Raw genomic sequence first — 22400 nt, forward strand, 5'->3', positions numbered from 1 at the left:
GTAATACGACGTTTAAATGAGTGATTCTACGGCGACAAACAACGGCAACTGGTACGCAGTCATTGCCTTGGCACTGGCTGCGTTCGTGTTCAACACCACCGAGTTCGTCCCGGTCGGTCTGTTGAGTTCGATCGGCAGCAGCTTCGACATGTCGACTGCGCAGGTCGGCCTCATGTTGACCATCTATGCGTGGGTGGTGTCTTTGACGTCGCTGCCGATCATGCTGCTGACGCGCAACGTCGAGCGGCGGAAATTGCTGATTGTGCTGTTCGGGATGTTTATCGCCAGTCACATTCTGTCGAGTCTGGCGACCAGCTTCGGTGTACTGCTGGTGAGCCGGATCGGTGTGGCGTTGTCGCATGCGTTGTTCTGGTCGATCACCGCGTCTCTGGCCGTGCGCCTGGCACCACCGGGCAAACAGGTTCAGGCCTTGGGCTTGCTGGCAACCGGTACTTCGCTGGCGATGGTGCTGGGGATTCCCCTCGGCCGCTTGCTGGGCGAGGCCATGGGCTGGCGCACCACGTTCATGGTGATTGCAGGCTTTGCCGCGGCGTTGGTGTTCTGCCTGGCGAAGGTACTGCCGCTGCTGCCCAGCCAGAACTCAGGCTCGCTCAAGAGCCTGCCGATATTGCTGAAGCGACCTGCGCTGGTGGCCGTCTATGTTCTGACGGCTCTGGTGGTGACGGCACAGTTCACCGCTTACAGCTACATCGAACCGTTCGTACTGACCGTGGCCAACATGAGCGGCGACGTGGTGACGCTGCTGCTGTTGCTATTCGGCGGTGCCGGTATCTTCGGCTCGCTGCTGTTCAGCTACCTGCACAGCTATAACCCCCAGCGCTTTCTGATCATCTGCGTATCGGTGCTCGCCTTGTGCCTGGCTTTGCTGTTGCCGTTGAGCGGCAACGTCTCCTACCTCGGCGTGCTGAGTGTGTTCTGGGGTATGGCGATCATGGGCTTCGGGCTGGCGTTACAGTCGAAAGTCCTGGTACTGGCGCCGGACGCTACCGATGTGGCGATGGCGCTGTTTTCAGGCATCTACAACATCGGTATCGGCGGCGGGGCACTGGTGGGGAGTTGGGTGGGCAGCCAGTTTGGTTTTGCTTACATCGGGGTGGTGGGGGGGATGCTGGCGGCGGCAGCGCTGTCGTTTTACTGCCTGTCGATTTATCGCAACAGCCGGGCTGGGGCTTGAGTCGCTGGCTGCCTGGTTAATGCGCAGGCAGCTCGAGACTGTCCGGATCGCCAAAGAACATCTGAATCCGCGACCGCAACCAACGCTCCCCCGGATCGTTATCCTGCGACCCACGCCACGCCATATGCAGTTCGAACGTGCGCGTCGGCAACGGTGGATCCTCCGCCCGCACGCCGCCGGCAGCCGTCAGCGCATCCGCCGTGTAATCCGGCACCGTCGCGACGATGTCAGTACCGGCAAGCAACGTACTCAAGCCATTGAACTGCGGCACGGCCAGCACCACGTGGCGCTTGCGCCCGAGTTTCTCCAGCTCTTCATCAATAAAGCCACTGAGGTCACCGGCGAACGACACCAGTGCATGCGGACGCGCGCAGTAGTCATCCAGACTAAGCGGGCCGGGCACGATGTCGGCGCGCAGCAGTTTCGGCTGGCTGCGACGCAGCACCTTGCGCTTGGCGTTGGCCGGCAGGTCGGTGGTGTAGCTGACGCCGATGGAGATTTCGCCGGAGGCCAGCAGGCCCGGCATCAATATGTAGTTGACTCGGCGCACGACGAGGACGATGCCCGGTGCTTCGGCGCGCAGGCGTTTGAGCAGCATCGGCAGCAGGGCGAATTCGACGTCGTCGGACAGGCCGATGCGAAATACCGAAGTACTGGTGGCCGGGTCGAATTCCGCCGCGCGGCTGACAGCCGTTGAAATCGAGTCGAGCGCCGGGGAGAGCAGGGCGAAGATTTCCACCGCGCGGGCGGACGGTTCCATGCTGCGTCCGGTGCGCACGAACAACGGGTCATCGAACAGGCTGCGCAGGCGCGAGAGCGCCGCACTGATCGCCGGCTGGCCTAGAAACAGCTTCTCGGCGGCGCGGGTCACGCTGCGTTCGTGCATCAGTGTTTCGAATACGATCAACAGGTTCAGGTCGACACGACGCAGGTCATTACGATTCATCTGGAGTCCTGGCAGAGTCATCAAGCTTGACGAGAGCGACCATATGAGAACAATGGCCGGCATGAATATTACGGGGAAAGGCTGGTACTCTGCACCGCTAAATTCAGCTTTACCGGGCCGGTGGCGGCATTTTTTCATCAATTTTGCCAATGCCGTTCATACTGCGGAATCAATGACAGGCATGTCGACTATTAATAGCCACTGATAGTCTTGGGTCAAAAGCCCAGATAGAGTTCAGGGCATTAGAGGTTACTTTGACGAGGTTTGCGATGTCCCGCACGATCCGTTTTCACAAGTTTGGTCCGGCCGAGGTGCTCAAATGCGAAGAGCATGCGGCCGCTCAGCCAGGTCCTGGCGAAGTGCAGGTGCGTGTCGAGGCGATCGGCATCAGCTGGTACGACATTCTCTGGCGTCAGAACCTGGCCTCGTCCCAGGCACGCCTGCCGTCCGGTCTCGGCCATGAAATGGCCGGTGTGGTCACCGCCGTCGGTGACGGTGTGGACGATCTGTCGGTCGGCGACAAGGTGGCCAGTTTCCCGGCCGAAAGCCCGAACGATTACCCGGTGTATGGCGAGCAGATCGTGCTGCCACGTACCGCGCTGACCCGTTATCCGGATGTGCTCAGCCCGGTTGAGGCCAGCGTGCATTACACGCCGTTGTTGATCGCCTACTTCGCCTACGCCGATCTGGCGCGGGTCAAACCAGGGCAGTTTGCCTTGGTCACTGATGCCAGCCATTGCGCCGGTCCGTCCTTTGTCCAGTTGGGCAAGGCCATGGGTGTGCGGGTGATTGCCGCGACGAAAACCGCTGATGAGCGTGAGTACCTGCTGTCGCTGGGTGCCGAGAAAGTCATCGTCACCGAGGAAGAAGACTTGTTGATGCGAATCAACAAGATCACCGACAACCGTGGTGTCGATGTGGTGTTCGACGGTCTTGGCGGCCCGCAGATGTCGTTGCTCGGCGATGTCCTCGCACCGCGTGGCAGCCTGGTCCTGTATGGTCTGCAGGGTGGCAACCAGACACCATTTCCGGCCTGTGCGGCGTTCCAGAAAAACATCCAGTTCTTTGTGCACTGCATCGGTAATTTCACTGGTAAACCCGAGTTGGGCATTGTTCAGGATCAAGTCGCCTTGCAGCGTGCCCTGCGTGATATCAATCAGCTGACGGCCGACCGTGTGCTGCTGCCACTCAAGACCCGGGTCTTCCCGTTCAACGAGTTCGTCGAAGCACATCGCTACATGGACGAATGCCCATGCCGCGAACGGGTCGCCCTTCAGGTCGAACCCGCGTAACGCCCTCCGAACAGAGTCCGTGGCCCCACGGACTCTTGCGTTTTTACCTCTCGCAAATAATCAGACAGACCAAGCATGGTGCGTGGCCGGTTGTGCATCTGAACCGGTTTTTGTCTGCCATCTGTATCTTCTATTCGCCATATAAGCCCTGATAATTGAATGATTACTTTCATCTCAAGGAATGAGCCATGTCTGTGCATTCTGTTTTTCATTTCGCGTTTAACGTTTCCCCTCATGGGGGATATAGCGGTTTTTGTTTAATGACTGTAGGGCATTTCCTATTGTTGTTCTGCTTTTGTTGTACTCAATGTTCGTGGGACGCTGTAAGAAGTTTCCTCAGATATTTTCTGATCAGAAAAAACTCAATGCTGACGGGGGTTTACGTTGTATGAGGCGGTGGGGTTGCTGACTTCATTGCGTCAAGTGTTTCAAATAACTTCAAAATCATAAGTGTTAGTATTTGATCGTCTATTACTTATTGATGAATTTATTGCGCCAGCGTCATCGCTGATGCGCGATATGAATTTTTTATGCCGGGTAAAGTACTGATGAGCACGATCCATGATCAGGCAATGAACTATGTCTACCAGCAAGTATTGCAACGCCTGCTGAGTTTCTTTTCCAGAGCCGAGCGCACAGCGCTGCAGTTGCTGATCCAGCGTCTGGTGGTCGCCGCCGGCGGAATGGAGCGCATGGGTGAATACAAGGTCATGGTGACGCCATCCGGTACCCGTGACAGTTGCTACATGCTGGCGCTGCTGCGCGCCGCCCAGTTGAGTATTGCCGGCCGCGCCCCCGCCACGTTCCAGTTACGTGTGGCCACCTTGCGCCGCAGCGAATCGGGGACGGCGGCGCTGAACAACATGCACCGCAGCTTCGCTGCCTTGTTTCTGTATGACGACCCCCGTGTCGAGTTGCTCATGGTGGAACATCGACAAGTGATGCCGTTCAACCATCTGGCGCCACTCGGAATGGACAACGCGGACGCCCATCGCACCAATCTGCTGATGATGGGGCATCGACGTGCCAGGGGCGAGAAGCTTGAGTGGCGGGACGACGCCTGCCTGGCCTGGGCCGAATTTTACGGCCAGATTGCTCGCTGGAGTAACGGCGTGGATGCCTGGCTGGCCAGCGAATCGCCGCGTCGTCAGAAGCAGTTTGTCGAAGACCTGGACCGGGCCGTGCAGAAGGCCGGTATCGGGGCGCTGACGCCGAATTCCGGGACGTTCGATGAGCTGTTCGCTTTGCTGGACGGACTGGGAGGGGATTTGTATCGCGGTTTTTACTCCGAATCGGAGCGGCAATGCTGGCGTCCCGAGGGTGGCTTCGAGTCATGTCGTCGCACGACATTTGTCGACATTCATGACATGGCGGTCGGCAATCTTGAAGAACGCTGGCCGCTACTGAGCGAGTTTCTGGGGTTCGAGGCAGAGGAATGGGTGTTTCACCAGGGTGAGGGCGAATACGCCGACCCTTTGATCGAGGCCCATTTACGCGGCCTGGAAGCCGAGTTCCTCAGCGATCGCAGCTATGAAGCGGGGTTCTCGGAACATGTCCAGCGCATGCTGGCGAACATGCAGCTGCAGCGGGTGCCGGAACCGGTCTGCGAGCAGATGATCGCAAGATTGGGGCAACGGCAGACCACGGAAGAACTGCGCGAAGCAGCGGCGAGCTGGCTGCACCAGACTTACGGTCTGAACGAAGCACAATGGGTCTGCCTGCTGTTCACGCCGTTCATCGAGCGTGGAGCCGGGCTCGAGCGGTTTCTGCGCAGCTGTCATCCCGGCATGTTGGTGGCGCTGCCTGATTTGCATCGGGCCATGCAGGGGCTGCACGGCCCGGAGCAGGTAATGCAGTGGATGATGGACGTCAGCGGTTTACCGGTTCGGCTCATCGGCCACCTCTACGCCATGGAACCCTTGCCAGCGCACGGTGCGGCCCGGCAAACACTGGAGACCGCACTCGACGCGGCAGGCCTCGATGGCTCCGGCGTGGGTGACCGGTCAGTGGAACGATGAAGTGAGCGAGCGATCCTTGGGCGCACCAACGGTTATGGTGTCCGCCTCATGAAGGCTGCACGGGAATCCGGTTTCGCCTACCAGGCAGTCTATCGATACCTGATGCGCTTGATGGCCGAGTCGGCTTGCGATGGCAATTCAAGGCTGCCATCGCTGCGTCAGTTGGCAGATCGCTTGAACGTGTCGATCTCGACCATTCAATACGCTTACTCGTTGCTCGAAAAGGAAGGGCGGATCTATTCGGTGGCCAAGTCCGGGTATTACGCCACGGCGGTTTCGGGGGGGACGCCACCTGCCATGAGCAATGATCTGCTCGAAACGCTCTATGTCAACGCGCGGCACCCGGGTATGCGTTTGTTGAATGCTGATGATCCGGTTTCGCTGCAGTCACTGGACAGTCCATTGCTGTTGTTGGAGCGTGAGCTGCTGCGCCAGTATCCCCGCCAGCCGCCGTTGCTCGACCAGCCTTGTGGTGAACTGGAATTACGCGCCGTCCTGGCGGCCCGCTATACCACCTCGCCAAAGCAGTGCTGGCACGCCGAGGATGTTTACATCGGCGCGGATATGCGCGGGGTGCTGGAGATCCTGGTGGCCGTTCTGCAGCTCAGGCACACAACCATTCTGGTCGAGTCGCCCTGTGACTGGGTGATACTGCGGTTGCTGCAGGCGGCTGAGGTGCGTGTAATCGAACTGCCGTTGCAGGCCTGTGGCGGGCTGGAGCCGCAGCGGCTGGAAACACTGCTCAAGACCGAAGACGTGCGGCTGATTCTGCTGTCCTCGGGCCTGTGCATGCCGCGCGGTACACAGGTTCCAGCGGATAACCGCAACGCGATCGCCGGCCTGCTTGGCGAGCACGGCACCTGGGTGCTGGAAAACGACTGCTACGGTGAACTGGGCGAGGCAACGGGCGTCGAGCGTCTGCGTGATCAACTGGACCCTGACCGACTGCTGGTCTTCTCCACGTTCGAGAAATTCATCGGTATCGAAGCGCCTTACGGGTACGTGTTGTCGCGCCAATGGAAGCACGAAATGCAGCGGCATTTTCTGATGCGCTCGTTCCGGTTGTCGCCCGTTCGCCAGAAGGCCATTGCCCGGCTGTATGGAAACGGTCGGGTCGACCAGCATCTGTACGTACTTCGCCGGCGCCTAAAGGAACGCCGTACGCCGATGATCGACTTGTTGCGCGAGCGTCTGGGCGAAGCGCTGCAGGTTGTCGAGCCACAAGGTGGGGCGACGGTCTGGGTACGGGCACGGCGGCCGGTGGACATGCGCGATGTGTTTCAGCGCCTGCTCAGGCAACAGGTGTTGATTGCGCCGGGCGAACTGTTCAGCTTGCAGGGATTGCACCGTCGGCATCTGCGCCTGAACCTGCTGGATCACGGAGAGAGCGGCTTGGGCGGAGCGCTCGAGAGGTTGGGAGAGGCGTTGCGCTTGGCGCCGCTGGAATGAACGTTGAAATCTGTCGGATAGATCCCGTCGCGCTGCGGTCGAACTGTCAGTAAACTGCGCTGTATTTCCTGAACCACTCTATTTCAGAGGTTTTGCATGACTATCAGTCCTTTTGCGGGCAAACCGGCACCAGCAGAATTGTTGGTCGACATCCCGCGACTGGTAACGGCTTATTACACCGGCCAACCGGACGCTTCGATTGCCACCCAGCGTGTTGCGTTCGGTACTTCCGGGCACCGCGGCAGCTCCTTCGACCTGAGTTTCAATGAATGGCACGTTCTGGCAATCAGCCAGGCGATCTGCCTGTATCGCGAAGCCCAGGGCATCAACGGCCCGTTGTTCGTCGGTATCGACACCCATGCGCTGTCGACCCCGGCCGGGGCCAGTGCGCTGGAAGTGCTGGCGGCCAACGGCGTGACCGTGATGATCGCCGAAGGTGACGAATACACGCCGACACCGGCGGTTTCGCATGCAATCCTCTGCTACAACCGTGGCCGCACTTCGGGCCTGGCCGATGGCATCGTGATTACGCCGTCGCACAATCCGCCACAAAGCGGGGGCTACAAATACAACCCTACCAACGGCGGCCCGGCCGACACCCACATCACCAAGTGGATCGAAGCCAAGGCCAACGAGCTGCTGGCCAACAAGCTGGCAGGCGTCAAACGCATCAGCTACGAGCAGGCGCTCAAGGCCAGCACCACCCACCGTCACGACTACCTCAACACCTACGTCGCTGACCTGATCAATGTGATCGACTTCGATGCCATCCGTGACGCCAAGCTGCGTCTGGGTGTAGATCCGTTGGGCGGAGCAGGGGTGCGCTACTGGTCGGCGATTGCCGAGCATTACCGTCTTGATCTGGATGTGGTGAACAAGCAGGTCGATCCGACTTTCCGCTTCATGACGGTCGACTGGGATGGACAGATCCGTATGGACCCGTCGTCCAGCCATGCCATGCAAGGTTTGATTGGTCTCAAGGAGCGTTACGACGTGGCCTTCGCCTGCGACCCGGATCACGATCGCCATGGCATCGTCACCCCGTCGGGTGGTCTGCTGGCACCGAACAACTATCTGGCGGTGTCCATCGACTACCTGTTCCAGAACCGTCCGCAATGGCGCGCCGATGCCGCCGTGGGTAAAACCGTGGTCAGCAGTGGCCTGATCGATCGTGTGGCCAAACGTCTGGAACGTCGTCTGTACGAAGTGCCGGTCGGCTTCAAATGGTTCGCCGATGGCCTGTTCGATGGCTCGCTGGGTTTTGGTGGCGAAGAAAGCGCTGGCGCTTCGTTCCTGCGAAAGGATGGCGGCGTCTGGAGCACCGACAAGGACGGTCTGATTCCAGCCCTGCTGGCGGCGGAAATGACTGCTCGTACCGGGCGTGATCCAAGCCAGGCTTATCGCGCACTGACCGATGAACTGGGCGAGCCGTTCTCGGTGCGCGTAGACGCCAAGGCCAACCCTGAGCAGAAAGCGCTGTTGAGCAAACTGTCGCCGGAGCAAGTAACGTCGACCGAACTGGCAGGCGAGAAGATTCAGAGCATTCTCAGCCATGCGCCGGGCAACGATCAGGCCATTGGTGGTCTGAAGGTGATGACCGAAAACGGCTGGTTCGCCGCACGTCCTTCGGGCACCGAAGACATCTACAAGATCTACGCCGAAAGCTTCATTGGCGATGACCACCTCAAGCAACTGGTGGCTGAAGCGCAAACGCTGGTGGATGGCGCAATCAGCACCAAGTGATCTTCAGGGAGGTGAGTTCTTCCTGTGGTGAGGGGATTTATCCCCGATGGACTGCGTAGCAGTCCGCTCCATTGAAAAGAAGGCCGCTTTGCGGCCTATCGGGGATGAATCCCCTCGCCACAAAAGCTGCAAAAAAGGGGCGACCATGACGGTCGCCCCTTTTTTTACCTGCATATCAGGCGATCAAGCCAGATCCACCAACACGATTTCGCTGTCTTCGAGTGCCGTCACCGTCAGTATTGACTCATGCTCGACGGCGACACCGTCTCGAGCTTGTGCGCGCAAGCCATTGACTTCAATCAGACCGGTGGCGGGTACCAGATACGCTCGACGTCCGGCATCCAACTGATATTCAGCTGTTTCGCCGGCCTTGAGGTTGGCCGCGACCAACCGCGCATCACCGCGAATGCGCAGGCTCTGATCGTCGCCGTCCTTGCCGCTGGCGAGGGTCACGAAGCCTTCGCGCTGGCCTTTGGGGAACGGTTTGGCACCCCACGATGGCGGCGCGCCAGTTTCCGTCGGCAGAATCCAGATCTGAAAGATTCGGGTCTCTTTGTCTTCCAGGTTGTACTCGCTGTGTGCGATGCCGGTGCCGGCGCTCATGACCTGCACGTCGCCTGCTTCAGTACGGCCCTTGTTGCCAAGGTTGTCCTGGTGGGTAATCGCACCTTCACGCACGTAAGTGATGATTTCCATGTCGCGGTGCGGGTGCAGCGGGAATCCGGTGCCGGCGGCGATCACGTCATCGTTCCACACCCGCAGATTGCCCCAGTTCATGCGTTGCGGATCGTAGTATTCGGCGAACGAAAAGTGGTGATGGGCATCCAACCAGCCGTGGTGAGCGCCGCCCAGCGTATTGAAAGGTCTGAGTTCAAGCATGATCGTCTCCTCAAAAGGTTCGTCATGGGGCGTAACGCCAAAGCCATGAAGCGAGACCGTCGGTTATGACGGGCATCATCCATCAGGCAACCATCGAGAAAAAGCGTAAAAAGTGCGGCATTCTCATCGAATCCGTTGATGAGAAACTGGCTCGAAACGATCTCATCCAACTTTCAGTTCATCGCCTAAACCAATGAGCTGTAAGCATTTCGCTAGAACTCACGGGCGAATACGGCCACCATAGCCCCCAACAGCCTCACACACTGGAGCCCCTCAGCGTGGCGCAACACACTCCCGATCTTCCTCCCGAACTTCGCCCACTGGCCGAGATGCCATGGTTCAAGCGTCTGGCCGCGCGTTTTTTCGGCCACGGCCTGACGCGTTTGCGCGCCCAGCACCGAGCCTCTTGGCTGCACGGTCAGGCGGACGGTTTTCGCAGCGGACACACCGCTGGCGTGGAGTACGGCTTCAAAGAGGGAAAACTTGAAGGGCTGGAGGAAGGCCGCCAGGTTTTGCTGATTCGTGACAGTCGCAGCACCGAGCATCGTCCGCCGAGCGTCGATAATCATCTGTTCGACGACTGGCGTCTGCCGCTCAGCGCCGAGCTGAAGAAACGCATGAAAGCCGATGTGGCGCGCCTGCTGCCCGCGCATGCCCAGCCAAGCCTCGCTCAATGGAAGATGATTTTCAGTGACACTCCTTCGACCTCGGTGATCGCCGGGGCCGGGGCAGGCAAGTCGACCACGTTGGTGCTGCGCATCCTGTTGCTCACGCATTATCTGGGCTTTGAGCTGGATTCAATGACCGTGGTGACCTTCACCCGTGAGTCGCGCAAGGATTTCATCAATAAGCTGATCGAGATGTTCGCGCTCTGGGGCCAGCCATTGAGCCTGCAACAGGCGCGGGAACTGGTGCGCACCTTTCACTCACGCATTTTGCCGATGGTACGCAGCCTGCCGGGGTTCGAACGCTTGCAGGCTTTTGAAAATCTCAGCAATCGGCCACAAGGCGCTGACGAGGAGGTCGACAGCAACCCGTTCGATCTGCGGATCAACGATGCCCAGCGCCAGCAGCTCAACGCGTGCTACCACCGGTTATTCAATCAGGACCAACGTTTCCGCCAGTTGATTCAACCACTGGCCAAGGCTGCCTTGCAGCTCAAGGAGCTTGAGCGCGATCACCCGGACGTGCAGAAGCGCATGGCGGTGACCGAACTGGCAGCCAAACGCGACGAAGAACTGTGCGATGCCATCGAAGACCTGTGGTTTCGCGCCGGTGCCTGGCCGATCAAGGGCATTGAGCCCAGCCGGCAGACGTTCGAGATCAACGGTTCGACCTTTCACTGCCACGGGTACATTCCTAGCCTCGATACCTGGGTGGTGCTCGGCTTCGATCCCCGGGAAAACCCGCAAATCTGCCGTCCAAACGCCAAACTTAGCGTGCGTGCTGAATGGGCTGTGAAGCGCACCCTGTTTCAAGCTTTCTGTCGTAAGCCATTGATTTGGCTGGATAGCTATGAAATGTCAAAGCGGGTTCTGTCGACGTTGGCTGGCGATGCGAGCGCCGGTCCGGGGTTCGATTACAAGGTCAAAGGTGAACTGGTTTCGGCGCCGTTACTGGACTGTTTTGTTGCGGCGGCCGGCTTTATCGAAAACCTTGGGCTGGACGTGCCGGATGCCGTCGGCCGCATGAGTTTTGCCAAAGACGACCCGGACCGATTCTTCTTTGAGGCGCTGAGCCTGTTCTGGCGTGCCCTGGAAGATCATTTGCTCGATCAGAAGCCGCCGGTGATGACCTACAACCGAATGTTCGCGCTGTTCAGCGAACATTCGCCGGAGAACCTCAAGTTGCTCAGCGATGAGCTGCTGCGACCGATGTCGCACCTGATGATCGACGAGTTTCAGGACGTATCGCCGCAAATCGTCTCGTGGATCCGCGCCAGCCTGGCGGAAATCCGCAGTCGCGGCCCGGCCATGCATGTCGGGCGGGGTGCGCAGCGTTCTTCGTTGCTGTGTGTCGGCGACGATTGGCAGTCGATCTACGGCTGGCGCGGCAGTTCGCCGAGTTACTTCATGGAGTTCAACAAGGAATTCCCGTCACCGAGCACCACGCGGGTGATGCTCAGTGACAACTATCGCAGCCATCAGCACATCATCGATGCTGCCGAACACATCGTCCGCGCCGCGCCGGCAATCCCCGGCAAGAAGGCCAAGGCCAGCGGTGCTCCCAAGGCATTGCAGCCAGTCAATGTGCTGGAGCGCGATGATCAGGCCTTGGGACAGCGCCTGGCTGAACATTACAATCGTGGCGATTCGATCTTGATGCTCTATCGAAAAAGCAGCGATAAGTTATTGATAGAGCAGCATATTCAGCCTGTAGTTAATGTTGATTCGAGCTTGCCGTACGAAGCGCGACGGCTGAAACAGCTGACTTACCACAGCGCCAAGGGGCTGCAGGCTGATGCGGTGTTCCTGCTCGGTGACTGCCAGCACCTGACCAGTTCGCCCTACAAGAATCAGGTGTATCGCATGGCCGGCTTGGGCAAGGCTGGCGACAGTGAGCCTTATGACACGGCGCAGAAGGACGAGATTCTGCGGCTGGCCTACGTTGGTATCACCCGGGCGGTCAGCCATTGCTACTGGTACGTCGAGCCGCAGGATACCCAGGCGGTGAACATGCCAAGGGCGTCCGATCGGGTTGCCCAAGGCAAGGCATACTTCGTCGATCACCGAAAACAGCCGCAAAACGCGTAGCACGCAAGCACAAAAAAAGCCCGCCTGAATTGGCGGGCTTTTTTATATAAAACAATAGTTTATGCGTAACTCTTGAGAGATTCCGGAGGAATGAAAGCCTCCAGTTCGTCTTCCACAGCCTCAATGATGCGCTCGACATCGGCCGCGTTCATCACCGTCGCACAAGGAATACCGGCGATGGCGATCATGGTTTCACCGCTGGCACGATCAAACAGACGGGCAATCATGCTGCCCGGCGCATCCATCGTTGCCTCAAAACCCATGGGATGAAAGTGCCAACGCATCAGTTGGCACGCATTGGGAAACGTGACTTTACTGGAGCCTTTATTCATGTGTTGCCCGCCTTCTTCATCGAGCGCTTCCTTTTGCTCATGTTAGGTGGGAAGAGCCTTCATTGGCTCAACCGGTCAGTGACGTTAAAAGTAGCACCCGCGTGTGAATTTTCCGTGAGATTTTTCAGTTCATTTTGCGATTGCTGCGCGTTTTTTGATGTAAGTCACGTCGGGATCAGTCATCGCCAAATGGCCACTACGGTTTGCTCGTTGATCGTTTTGTCGAACTTGGGCAAGCTCGGTTCTTTTGCGCCGAGCCCTTTATGCACGCCGACGATGACGGCCCCGAACAGACCCCGGCCACGGCCGCCACGGTCATGCGCTACCACCTGAGCTGGAAGCACCGCGATCTGGACAGCGTCATGGCGCTGTATCACCCGGACGTCCAATACAACGATTTCTTTCAGAACCGGGTCCTCGGCCTCGACGAATTGCGTGAGTACGTGCGCGTGAGCATGCCGCGAGAATCCGACGAAGCGCTCGAGCATTGCGACCGGATTCGCGTGGATGGCAACACCGCGTTCATTCAATACGAAGTGACTTTGCGCGGTGGCGACGGGCTGGTGTCGTTCCGATCCAGCGAAGCGATCACGGTCAAGGACGGCCTGATCTGGCGGGTCAACGAATACGCCTCGCTGGTCCGCACGCAAACCAACGGCGCTGTCGCACCCAGTCAGCGCCCGGCGGTCAGTCGCTTGGGGCTGTCGCCGCGCCAGATCAGTTTCATGGCCGAGGATCTGCAGCAATATTTCGAACGCCAGCAACCGTATCTCGATCCGGAACTGGATCTGCAACGGGTGGCGAAGGAGTGCGGCTACAGCCGCAACCAGATTTCCTACCTGCTCAATCAGGTGCTCGGCCAAAGCTTTTACCGCTACGTCAATCAGGCACGCTTGCAGCACTTGCTCAAGACGCTGGATCAGGCCACGCCACCGCTGCGTATCGACGAACTGGCGTTTGCCGCGGGTTTCAACTCGCTGTCAGCGTTTTACAGTTGTTTTCGCCAGCACACCGGCCAGTCGCCGAAGGCCTACGCCAAACAAATTTCTTTGCGGGCACGCGCGCAAGACAGTGATTGAAGTCACACACTAGGATCGACGCCATCGAAGGTTTTCAGTGGCGGAGTCTTGCATGCCGGCGTGGCGCACTATCAGTTTGTGGATGGATCAACTCGACGAGCCGCTGATTGCGCGGCCGGCGCTGGAGCAGGATCTGGATGTCGACGTGGCGATCATCGGCGCCGGTTATACCGGGTTGTGGACCGCGTACTACCTGAAAAAACTCGCCCCCGGTCTCGATATCGCCATCGTCGAGGCGCAAACCGCCGGTTTCGGCGCGTCCGGGCGCAATGGCGGCTGGCTGATGGGTAACCTGCTGGGCGAGGATCGACTGCTCGCCGGTCTCTCTCCAGAACAACGTCGCGCATCGTTTGATCTGCTGCACAGCATTCCGGATGAAGTGGAAGTTGTCCTCGAACGTGAGGGCATCCACTGCGATTACCGTAAAGGCGGGGTGCTGTACTGCGCCGCCCGTTACCCGGAGCAGGAAGCCAGCCTGCGCGAATACCTCGACAAACTGCACGCCCAAGGCCTGACCGACAACGATTACCGCTGGCTGAACCCCGAGCAACTGGCGCAACAGATTCGTGTGGCGAAACCCTACGGCGGCATTTATGCGCCGCACGTGGCGACCATTCACCCGGCGAAACTGGTGCGCGGTCTGGCGCGCACCGTGCAGAACATGGGCGTGAAGATCTACGAAAATAGCCCCGTGACGCATTGGCAGTCCGGCAGTTTGCGCACGGCCAGGGCCAGTGTGCGCAGTCGCTGGATTGTGCCGGCGGTCGAAGGCTATTCGGTCACGCTCCCACCGCTGGGTCGCTATCAGTTGCCGGTGCAGAGTCTGATTGTTGCCACCGAGCCGTTGTCGGCAGCGACCTGGGATGAAATCGGCCTCAACCGTGGCCAGGCCTTCAGTGAGTTCAGCCGTCAGGTCACTTATGGCCAGCGCAGTGCCGACAATCGCCTGATCTTCGGCGCCCGCGGCGGTTACCAGTTCGCCGGCAAACTGCGCCACAACTTCGATCTGACCCGTGATGAAGTCGAGCTGCGCCGCTATCTGTTCGGCGAGCTGTTCCCGCAGTTGAAAAACGTGCAGATCACCCACGCCTGGGGCGGCAACCTCGGCATGTCCCGGCACTTCAAGCCGCACATGCTCTGCGATCGCGCCAATGGCATTGCGCTGTCCGGCGGTTATGGCGGGGAGGGTGTGGGTGCCAGCAATCTCGGCGGCCGCACCCTGGCCGATCTGATTCTTGAGCGCGATACCGAACTGGTGCATCAGCCGTGGGTGCTGCCGGACGGCGGAATTCATGCGCTACGCGCCTGGGAGCCGGAGCCGTGCCGCTGGCTCGGTTACAACGCGATCATCAAAAGTTTCGTCCACGAAGACCAGACCCTGGCCAACCCGGCCAGCGCACCGTGGCGGCGCAAGCTGGCCAGTCAGGTCGCTGGGTTCATGGAAGGTTTCATGCACTAACCGCCGTTTTCTTCACAAGACAGGTCTCACCATGAGCATTACGCAGTTCAAGAACACCGCCAGCCTGCAACTGGATGAATCCAACCCGGTGGCCGTGCCACTCGGCGAGCCGGTCGCCATTGCCTCGACCACCAGTGTCGAGCGCGACGACGGCGTTGAAACCGGCGTCTGGGAATGCACCCCGGGACGCTGGCGCCGGCAGATCACCGCGCAGGAGTTCTGCCACTTCATCTCCGGCCGTTGCACGTTCACCCCGGACGACGGCGGCGAAACCCTGCACATACAAGGTGGCGACGCACTGATGTTGCCGGCCAACACGCTCGGCATCTGGGATATCCAGGAGACCGTGCGCAAGACCTACGTTCTTATTTTCTGATTGTTTGATCCTTTGATTGCCTGCCAACAAAAATAGCCACTACAGGAATCGACCCCATGATCCAGAAAACCCTCGCTCTGGCGCCGCTGCTGCTGGTCGCCTCCATTAGTCATGCCGCTGAAACGGTGAAAATTTACAACTGGTCGGACTACATCGCGCCGGACACCACGAAAAATTTCCAGAAAGACACCGGCATCGGCGTCACCTATGACGTCTACGACAGCAACGAAACCCTCGACGGCAAGTTGATGACCGGCAAATCCGGTTATGACGTGGTGTTCCCGTCCAACCACTTCATGGCGCGGCAGATCCAGGGCGGGGCGCTGAAGAAGCTCGACAAGAGCCAGTTGCCGAACTGGAAAAACCTCAACCCGGTGTTGCTCAAGGCCTTGCAGGTCAATGACCCGAACAACGAGCACGGTTTCCCGTATCTGTGGGGCAGCACCGGCATCGGCTACAACGTCGCCAAGGTCAAGGCGGTGCTGGGTGATAACGCGCCAGTGGATTCCTGGGATCTGATCTTCAAGCCCGAATACATGGAAAAACTGCAGAAGTGCGGCGTGGCGATCCTCGATAACGGCCCGGAACTGCTGCCGGCGGCGCTCAATTACCTGGGCTTGCCGCCCCACAGCAAGAACCCCGAGGACTACAAGAAAGCCGAAGCACTGCTGATGAAAGTGCGGCCGTATGTCAGCTACTTCCATTCCTCGAAATACACCAGCGACCTGGCCAATGGCGATATCTGCGTGGCGGTCGGTTTCTCCGGTGACATCCTGCAAGCGGAAAACCGCGCCAAGGAAGCGAAGAACGGCATCGACATCGGTTACGCGATTCCCAAGGAAGGCGCCGCCATCTGGTTCGACATGGTCGCCATGCCGGCCGATGCACCGGACGAGAAGGCCGGTTACGCATTCATGAACTACCTGCTGCGCCCGGACGTGATGGCCGGCATCAGCAATTACGTGCACTACGCCAATGGCAACCAGCAGGCTGACAGCCTGATCGATCCGGCAATCAAGGGTGACACCAAGGTCTATCCGAGCCCGGAGATGATGGGCAAGCTGTTTGCGCTGGAGGCAATGCCGCTGAACATTGACCGGATCCGCACACGGGTGTGGAACAAGATCCGTACCGGTAGCTAAACCACATCACCCCTCCTGTGGGAGCGGGCTTGCTCGCGAATGCGTTCGATCAGTCAGCAAACAGGTTGGCAGATAAATAGCATTCGCGAGCAAGCCCGCTCCCACAAGTGTTTTAGCAACGCTGATTTGATTGATATCACTACACTGGCATCGCACTAATAGAGTGCAGCAAAGTGAGACGTATCTATCAAAAAGCAACTTACCCATATTTAATATTTAAATAGAAAATCGTCAGACAATTAGGCGAGAACAAACACCTCATAACAATCTTTCGACCCCGCAGTCATTGTTTACGGGCATTTGACGGAACAGTCGGTTTTGATCTCAAAAAAATGCTAGACGACAGATTTCAAATTGTGTCAGGTTTCTTACGCCTTCATTGGGCGAGTGATAGGACGATCTCGCCAGGGATCGTCGCTATCTGACAAAAACTGTTCCATTGCTAAACAAGGAAGTGTGTTTATGTCGAAAGTAAAAGCGAACGCTATTGATATCACCGCAGACACATTCGTGCCTGTCGGCGCAGCGCAATCTCTGGCTGCGACCAGCTCTGCCTGGAACCAGATCAATAGCTTCAGCCATCAATACGATCGTGGCGGCAACCTCACGGTCAATGGCAAACCGTCCTTCTCGGTGGATCAAGCCGCCACTCAACTGTTGCGCGACGGTGCCTCCTGGCACGACCTGGACAACAGTGGCAAGATCGAACTGACCTACACCTTTCTGACCGCCAAAACCGCTAACTTCAGCGGCCTGGGCGTCACCGGTTTCAGTCAGTTCAGCTCCCTGCAGAAAGCCCAGGCCGTGCTCGCCATGCAATCCTGGGCGGATGTCGCCAACGTGACGTTCACCGAATCGGCCCGAGGTGGCGACGGTCACATGACCTTCGGTAACTACAGCGGCGGCCAGGAAGGCGCAGCGGCGTTTGCGTTCCTGCCAGGCACCGAGCCAGGCTATGACGGTCAATCCTGGTACCTGACCGGCAGTGGCTACGACGTCAACAAAACCCCGGGTCTGAACAATTACGGGCGTCAAACCCTGACCCACGAAATCGGCCACACCCTGGGCCTGTCTCACCCTGGCGACTACAACGCCGGCGAAGGCAATCCGACTTACAAGGATGCTTCCTACGGGCAAGACACCCGCGGTTACAGCCTCATGAGTTACTGGAGCGAAAGCAACACCGCCCAGAACTTCAGTAAGGGGGGTGTAGAAGCCTATGCTTCCGGCCCGCTGATGGACGACATTGCAGCGATCCAGAAGCTGTACGGCGCCAACCTGACCACCCGTACCGGTGACACCACCTACGGCTTCAACTCCAACGCCGGTCGCGATTTCCTCAGCGCCTCGTCGTCGAGCGACAAGCTGGTGTTCTCGGTGTGGGATGCGGGCGGCAAGGACACCTTCGACTTCTCGGGTTTCACCCAGAACCAGAAGATCAATCTCAACGAAGCCTCGTTCTCCGACGTTGGCGGCATGATCGGTAACGTGTCCATCGCCAAGGGCGTGACCATCGAGAACGCCATTGGTGGTTCGGGCAACGACCTGCTGATCGGTAACAGTGCGTCCAACGAGCTGAAGGGCGGTGCCGGCAACGACATCATCTACGGCGCTGGTGGTGCGGACAAACTGTGGGGCGGTGCGGGTTCGGACACTTTCGTGTTCGCCTCCAGCTCCGACTCCAAGCCGGGTGCAATCGATCAGATCCTCGATTTCGTCAGCGGTCTGGACAAAATCGACCTGAGCGCCATCACCAACGGTTCCGGCCTGCACTTTGTCAGCAGCTTCACCGGTTCGGCCGGCGACGCGATCCTGACCTCGTCGGGCGGTAACAGCCTGTTGTCGGTGGATTTCTCCGGGCACGGCGTGGCGGACTTCCAGGTCAGCACCGTAGGCCAGGCAGCGACCAGCGACATCGTGGCGTGATGTGAAACGGGAAGCGGCGCTTGATGCGCCGCTTTCTTTGCTTGCATCGTGTTGATGGCTGGGCAAGGCTAGGTGCTGGAGCGAATTTTCTGATGATCTGTAAAGTTTTTACCTACAAGGCAATGGCGTGGCTTTCGGCGGCGTTCATCATGATTTCTGGAGAAACAACCATGGCAAGCAGCCTCAGACTTGAAGATCCATCGGTTTTTGCCGGGCAATGGCAGGCGACGTTGAGCACTGAAAATGACGCGCCCGAAGCGCAAAAGCTGCAGGATAAACCGTCGAACACCTGTGCCCTCGAACTGCAAGCCAATCAGACCGTCGGCAAGGGCGCCGAATGCCTTGGCGCATGGCTGGAAGATTCGCCCATCGGCTGGTTTCCGGAACCCGACGGAATTTCGATCACCGGCAAGGAAGGTTCAAGAATCGTGTTTTTCAGCCGACAAGGTGACGGGCTCTATTCCAGCACTTTGAAGTCGGGCCTGGTTGTTACACTCGAACGCGCGACGAAATAAACGCTCAACTAATTCAGATTGAATATATGGCAGTGTTTGAACGTTATAAGTGATCGTCGCAGTTGTTGTTGAATGGTAAGCGAGTACTTGCAAAACATCTTTCGCAGGTAGGCGGAACATTAATTGAGCGCTCGTCGAAGTCTGGCGGGATCTATCATTTCAGGAAGAAACAATGAAGATGGCGAAGGCCCCAGCCACCGCTCCCTTGTTCAAGGCTTTGGGTGACTATAAAAGCATTCTGATCAGCGTCGGGTGCTTTACCGCACTGATTAACGTGCTGATGCTGGTGCCCTCCATTTATATGCTGCAGGTCTACGACCGCGTACTGTCTTCGCAGAACGAAACGACGTTGGCGATGCTGTCATTGATGGTGGTTGGCTTCTTTGCCTTCATCGGCATGCTGGAGGTGATCCGCAGCTTCATCGTGATCCGCATCGGCAGCCAACTGGAGCGCCGCTTCAACCTGCGGGTGTATCAGGCAGCATTCGAGCGCAACCTGTTCAAGGGCGAGGGCAACGCCGGGCAATCGCTGGGCGACCTGACTCACATTCGACAATTCGTCACCGGCCCGGCCCTGTTCGCGTTTTTCGACGCGCCGTGGTTCCCGGTCTATCTGTTTGTCATCTACCTGTTCAACGTCTGGCTGGGCGTGCTCGCCACAGCCGGCGCGCTGCTGCTGATTGCGCTGGCCTGCCTCAACGAATACATGACCAGGAAGCCGCTGGGCGAAGCCGCCGGTTACTCGCAGAAGTCCAGCCAACTGGCGACCAGCCACCTGCACAACGCCGAAACCATTCAGGCCATGGGCATGCTCGGCGCGTTGCGCAAGCGCTGGTTCGGTGTGCACTCGCGTTTCCTCGGCCTGCAGAATCAGGCCAGCGACACCGGCGCAGTGATCAGCTCGATCAGTAAGACCTTGCGCCTGTGCCTGCAATCGCTGGTGCTGGGCCTCGGTGCGTTACTGGTGATCAAGGGCGACATGACCGCCGGGATGATGATCGCCGGTTCGATCCTGATGGGCCGCGTGCTGAGCCCGATCGACCAGTTGATCGCCGTGTGGAAACAGTGGAGCGGGGCGAAGCTGGCCTATCGTCGTCTGGACTCTTTGCTGCAGGCGTTCCCGCCGAGTGACGACGCCATGGCGCTGCCGGCGCCGAAAGGCCAGATCACCTTCGAGCAAGTCAGTGCCGGCCCTCCGGGGCAGCGCGCGGCAACCCTGCAGATGATCAATTTCAATCTGGGCGCTGGTGAAGTGCTCGGCGTGCTCGGTGCCTCCGGTTCCGGCAAGTCGACCCTGGCCCGAGTGCTGGTCGGCGTGTGGCCGACCCTCGGCGGCACGGTGCGCCTGGACGGTGCGGACATCCATCGCTGGAACCGCGACGAGCTCGGCCCGTACATCGGCTATTTGCCACAAGACATCGAACTGTTCAGCGGCAGCATCGCCGAAAACATTGCCCGTTTCAGCGAAGCCAACCCGGAGAAGGTCGTGGCCGCCGCGCAACAGGCCGGCGTCCACGAGATGATTCTGCGCCTGCCGCAAGGCTACGACACGCAACTGGGCGAGGACGGCAGTGGCCTGTCCGGCGGTCAAAAGCAGCGTGTGGCCCTGGCCCGTGCGATGTATGGCGATCCAAGCCTGGTGGTGCTCGATGAGCCGAACTCCAACCTCGACACTGTTGGTGAAGCCGCGCTGGCCAGCGCCATCGCCCAGCTCAAGGCCAAGGGCACCACCGTGGTGCTGGTGACGCATCGCTCTTCGGTACTGGCTCAGGCGGACAAACTGCTGGTGCTCAACGATGGCCGCTTGCAGGCGTTCGGCGCCAGTCAGGAAGTGCTCAAGGCGCTGTCCGGCGCTCAGGAACAACAACGGGAAAAATCCGCGCAGGCACCGGGCGGGCTCAGCATGAGCCGGCAGTACCAGCCCTCGACAAGGAATTCGGGTGTATGAGCAGCGCCAGCATGAACACTGAAAACGAAGCCTCCATGGAACACGCGTACGTCACCGAGCGCCCGGAGCGCGATGCGAAATTCTTCGCCCGCATGGGCTGGATTCTGGCCATCGTCGGCGCCGGCAGTTTCTTCACCTGGGCCGCACTGGCGCCGCTTGATCAGGGCATTCCGGTGCAGGGCACCGTGGTGGTCTCGGGCAAGCGCAAGGCTGTGCAGTCGATGAGCAGCGGCGTGGTCAGCCGGATTCTGGTGCGCGAAGGCGAGATCGTGAAGCAGGGTCAACCGTTGTTTCGCCTCGATCAGACCCAGGTGGCCGCCGACGTGCAGTCGCTGCAAGCCCAGTACCGCATGGCCTGGGCCAGCCTCGCACGCTGGCAGGCCGAGCGCGACAACCTCAAAGAAATCACCTTTCCTGCCGAACTGAGTAACGATCCGGATCCGCGTCTGGCGCTGGTTCTTGAAGGCCAGCGTCAACTGTTCAGCAGCCGTCGCGAAGCGTTCTACCGCGAGCAGGCCGGTCTGCGCGCCAGCATCGAAGGCGCCACCGCGCAGCTGGCGGGCATGCGTCGCGCCCGCACCGACCTCAATGCCCAGGCCGATTCGCTGCAACAGCAACTGAGCAACCTGCAGCCACTGGCGGACAACGGCTACATCCCGCGCAACCGCTTGATGGAGTACCAGCGTCAGCTGTCGCAAGTGCAGCAACAACTGGCGGAAAACACCGGTGAAAGCGGCCGGGTGGAGCAGGGCATCCTCGAATCGCGCCTGAAACTGCAACAGCATGGCGAGGAATATCAAAAGGAAGTGCGCACGCAACTGGCCGACGCGCAACTCAAAAGCGTGACCCTGTCCGAGCAACTGACCTCGGCCGGTTTCGACCTGCAACACAGCGAGATCCTCGCCACCGCCGACGGCGTGGCGGTCAACCTTGGCGTGCACACCGAAGGCGCCGTGGTGCGTCAGGGCGAAACACTGCTGGAGATCGTCCCGCAAGGCACCACCCTGGAAGTCGAAGGGCACTTGCCGATCAACCTGATCGACAAGGTCGGCACGCATCTGCCGGTCGATATCCTGTTCACCGCGTTCAACCAGAGCAAGACCCCGCGTGTACCGGGTGAGGTCAGCCTGATTTCCGCCGACCAGATGGTCGACGAGAAAACCGGCGTGCCGTACTACGTGCTGCGCAGCAGCGTCAGTGATCAGGCGATGGAGAAACTCCACGGTCTGGTGATCAAGCCCGGTATGCCGGCGGAAATGTTCGTGCGCACCGGCGAACGTTCACTGCTCAATTACCTGTTCAAACCATTGCTCGATCGCGCTGGCTCTGCGTTGACTGAAGAATAAGG

The 22400-nt window shown here is 59.1% G+C and carries 17 protein-coding genes; 14 read left to right on the forward strand and 3 right to left on the reverse strand.

The annotated features are described in order from the left end of the window. Window positions 1-16: 16 nt before the first annotated feature. Window positions 17-1195, forward strand: coding sequence for a sugar transporter (locus KCG87_RS07780; protein ID WP_139053923.1), 1179 nt, complete (start codon window positions 17-19; stop codon window positions 1193-1195). A 16-nt stretch (window positions 1196-1211) separates the two neighbouring features. On the opposite strand, the gene KCG87_RS07785 is transcribed toward KCG87_RS07780, so the two are convergent. Beyond that, a complete protein-coding gene (locus KCG87_RS07785) occupies window positions 1212-2141 on the reverse strand; it encodes a LysR family transcriptional regulator (RefSeq protein WP_246881675.1) in 930 nt (309 codons plus the stop codon). Window positions 2142-2410: 269 nt separating this feature from the next. On the opposite strand from KCG87_RS07785, the gene KCG87_RS07790 reads away from it, so the two are divergent. The 4 genes from KCG87_RS07790 (at window position 2411) to pgm (ending at window position 8643) form a co-directional block, all read left to right on the forward strand. Further along, a complete protein-coding gene (locus KCG87_RS07790; RefSeq protein WP_027612770.1) occupies window positions 2411-3433 on the forward strand; it encodes a zinc-dependent alcohol dehydrogenase family protein in 1023 nt (340 codons plus the stop codon). Between the two features lie 548 nt (window positions 3434-3981). After that, window positions 3982-5451, forward strand: a complete 1470-nt coding sequence (locus KCG87_RS07795; RefSeq protein WP_210557204.1) for a hypothetical protein — start codon at window positions 3982-3984, stop codon at window positions 5449-5451. 48 nt (window positions 5452-5499) lie between these two features. Further along, a complete protein-coding gene (locus KCG87_RS07800; RefSeq protein ID WP_210557202.1) occupies window positions 5500-6900 on the forward strand; it encodes a PLP-dependent aminotransferase family protein in 1401 nt (466 codons plus the stop codon). Between the two features lie 96 nt (window positions 6901-6996). After that, a complete protein-coding gene (gene pgm / locus KCG87_RS07805; RefSeq protein WP_210557200.1) occupies window positions 6997-8643 on the forward strand; it encodes a phosphoglucomutase (alpha-D-glucose-1,6-bisphosphate-dependent) in 1647 nt (548 codons plus the stop codon). Between the two features lie 183 nt (window positions 8644-8826). Here the strand turns inward: pgm and KCG87_RS07810 are convergent, their stop codons facing one another. Then, on the reverse strand, window positions 8827-9522 hold the full coding sequence (locus KCG87_RS07810; protein ID WP_027612774.1) for a pirin family protein: 696 nt from the start codon (window positions 9520-9522) through the stop codon (window positions 8827-8829). A 278-nt stretch (window positions 9523-9800) separates the two neighbouring features. Here KCG87_RS07810 and KCG87_RS07815 point away from each other — a divergent pair, with 278 nt between their 5' ends. Next, complete coding sequence (locus KCG87_RS07815) at window positions 9801-12275, forward strand: UvrD-helicase domain-containing protein (protein WP_098964088.1); 2475 nt, start codon at window positions 9801-9803, stop codon at window positions 12273-12275. Between the two features lie 59 nt (window positions 12276-12334). On the opposite strand, the gene KCG87_RS07820 is transcribed toward KCG87_RS07815, so the two are convergent. Then, a complete protein-coding gene (locus KCG87_RS07820; protein WP_025109621.1) occupies window positions 12335-12607 on the reverse strand; it encodes a DUF1652 domain-containing protein in 273 nt (90 codons plus the stop codon). Window positions 12608-12870: 263 nt separating this feature from the next. On the opposite strand from KCG87_RS07820, the gene KCG87_RS07825 reads away from it, so the two are divergent. The 8 genes from KCG87_RS07825 to KCG87_RS07860 all read left to right on the forward strand — a co-directional run bounded on the left by KCG87_RS07825 (window position 12871) and on the right by KCG87_RS07860 (window position 22398). Next, window positions 12871-13686, forward strand: a complete 816-nt coding sequence (locus tag KCG87_RS07825; protein ID WP_027612776.1) for a helix-turn-helix domain-containing protein — start codon at window positions 12871-12873, stop codon at window positions 13684-13686. A gap of 52 nt (window positions 13687-13738) precedes the next feature. Then, entirely contained in the window at window positions 13739-15145 is a 1407-nt protein-coding gene (locus KCG87_RS07830) for an FAD-dependent oxidoreductase (protein ID WP_210557198.1), read from the forward strand. A gap of 31 nt (window positions 15146-15176) precedes the next feature. Continuing rightward, window positions 15177-15521 (forward strand): cupin domain-containing protein, encoded by a 345-nt coding sequence (locus KCG87_RS07835; RefSeq protein ID WP_123586418.1) that lies wholly within the window; start codon window positions 15177-15179, stop codon window positions 15519-15521. 56 nt (window positions 15522-15577) lie between these two features. Further along, window positions 15578-16663, forward strand: coding sequence for a polyamine ABC transporter substrate-binding protein (locus KCG87_RS07840; RefSeq protein WP_134786451.1), 1086 nt, complete (start codon window positions 15578-15580; stop codon window positions 16661-16663). Between the two features lie 462 nt (window positions 16664-17125). After that, window positions 17126-18589: a serralysin family metalloprotease gene (locus tag KCG87_RS07845; RefSeq protein ID WP_098964084.1), complete on the forward strand. Its 1464-nt coding sequence runs from the start codon at window positions 17126-17128 to the stop codon at window positions 18587-18589. Between the two features lie 92 nt (window positions 18590-18681). Then, on the forward strand, window positions 18682-19104 hold the full coding sequence (locus KCG87_RS07850) for an AprI/Inh family metalloprotease inhibitor (RefSeq protein ID WP_171061834.1): 423 nt from the start codon (window positions 18682-18684) through the stop codon (window positions 19102-19104). 172 nt (window positions 19105-19276) lie between these two features. Then, window positions 19277-21052: a type I secretion system permease/ATPase gene (locus KCG87_RS07855; protein ID WP_098964082.1), complete on the forward strand. Its 1776-nt coding sequence runs from the start codon at window positions 19277-19279 to the stop codon at window positions 21050-21052. Beyond that, a complete protein-coding gene (locus KCG87_RS07860) occupies window positions 21049-22398 on the forward strand; it encodes an HlyD family type I secretion periplasmic adaptor subunit (RefSeq protein WP_003225006.1) in 1350 nt (449 codons plus the stop codon). Before KCG87_RS07855 ends, KCG87_RS07860 begins: the two co-directional genes overlap by 4 nt. Window positions 22399-22400 lie beyond the last annotated feature (2 nt).

Origin of the sequence: Pseudomonas sp. MWU347 (genome assembly GCF_017947305.1) — a bacterium.
Lineage (GTDB): Bacteria > Pseudomonadota > Gammaproteobacteria > Pseudomonadales > Pseudomonadaceae > Aquipseudomonas > Aquipseudomonas putida_A.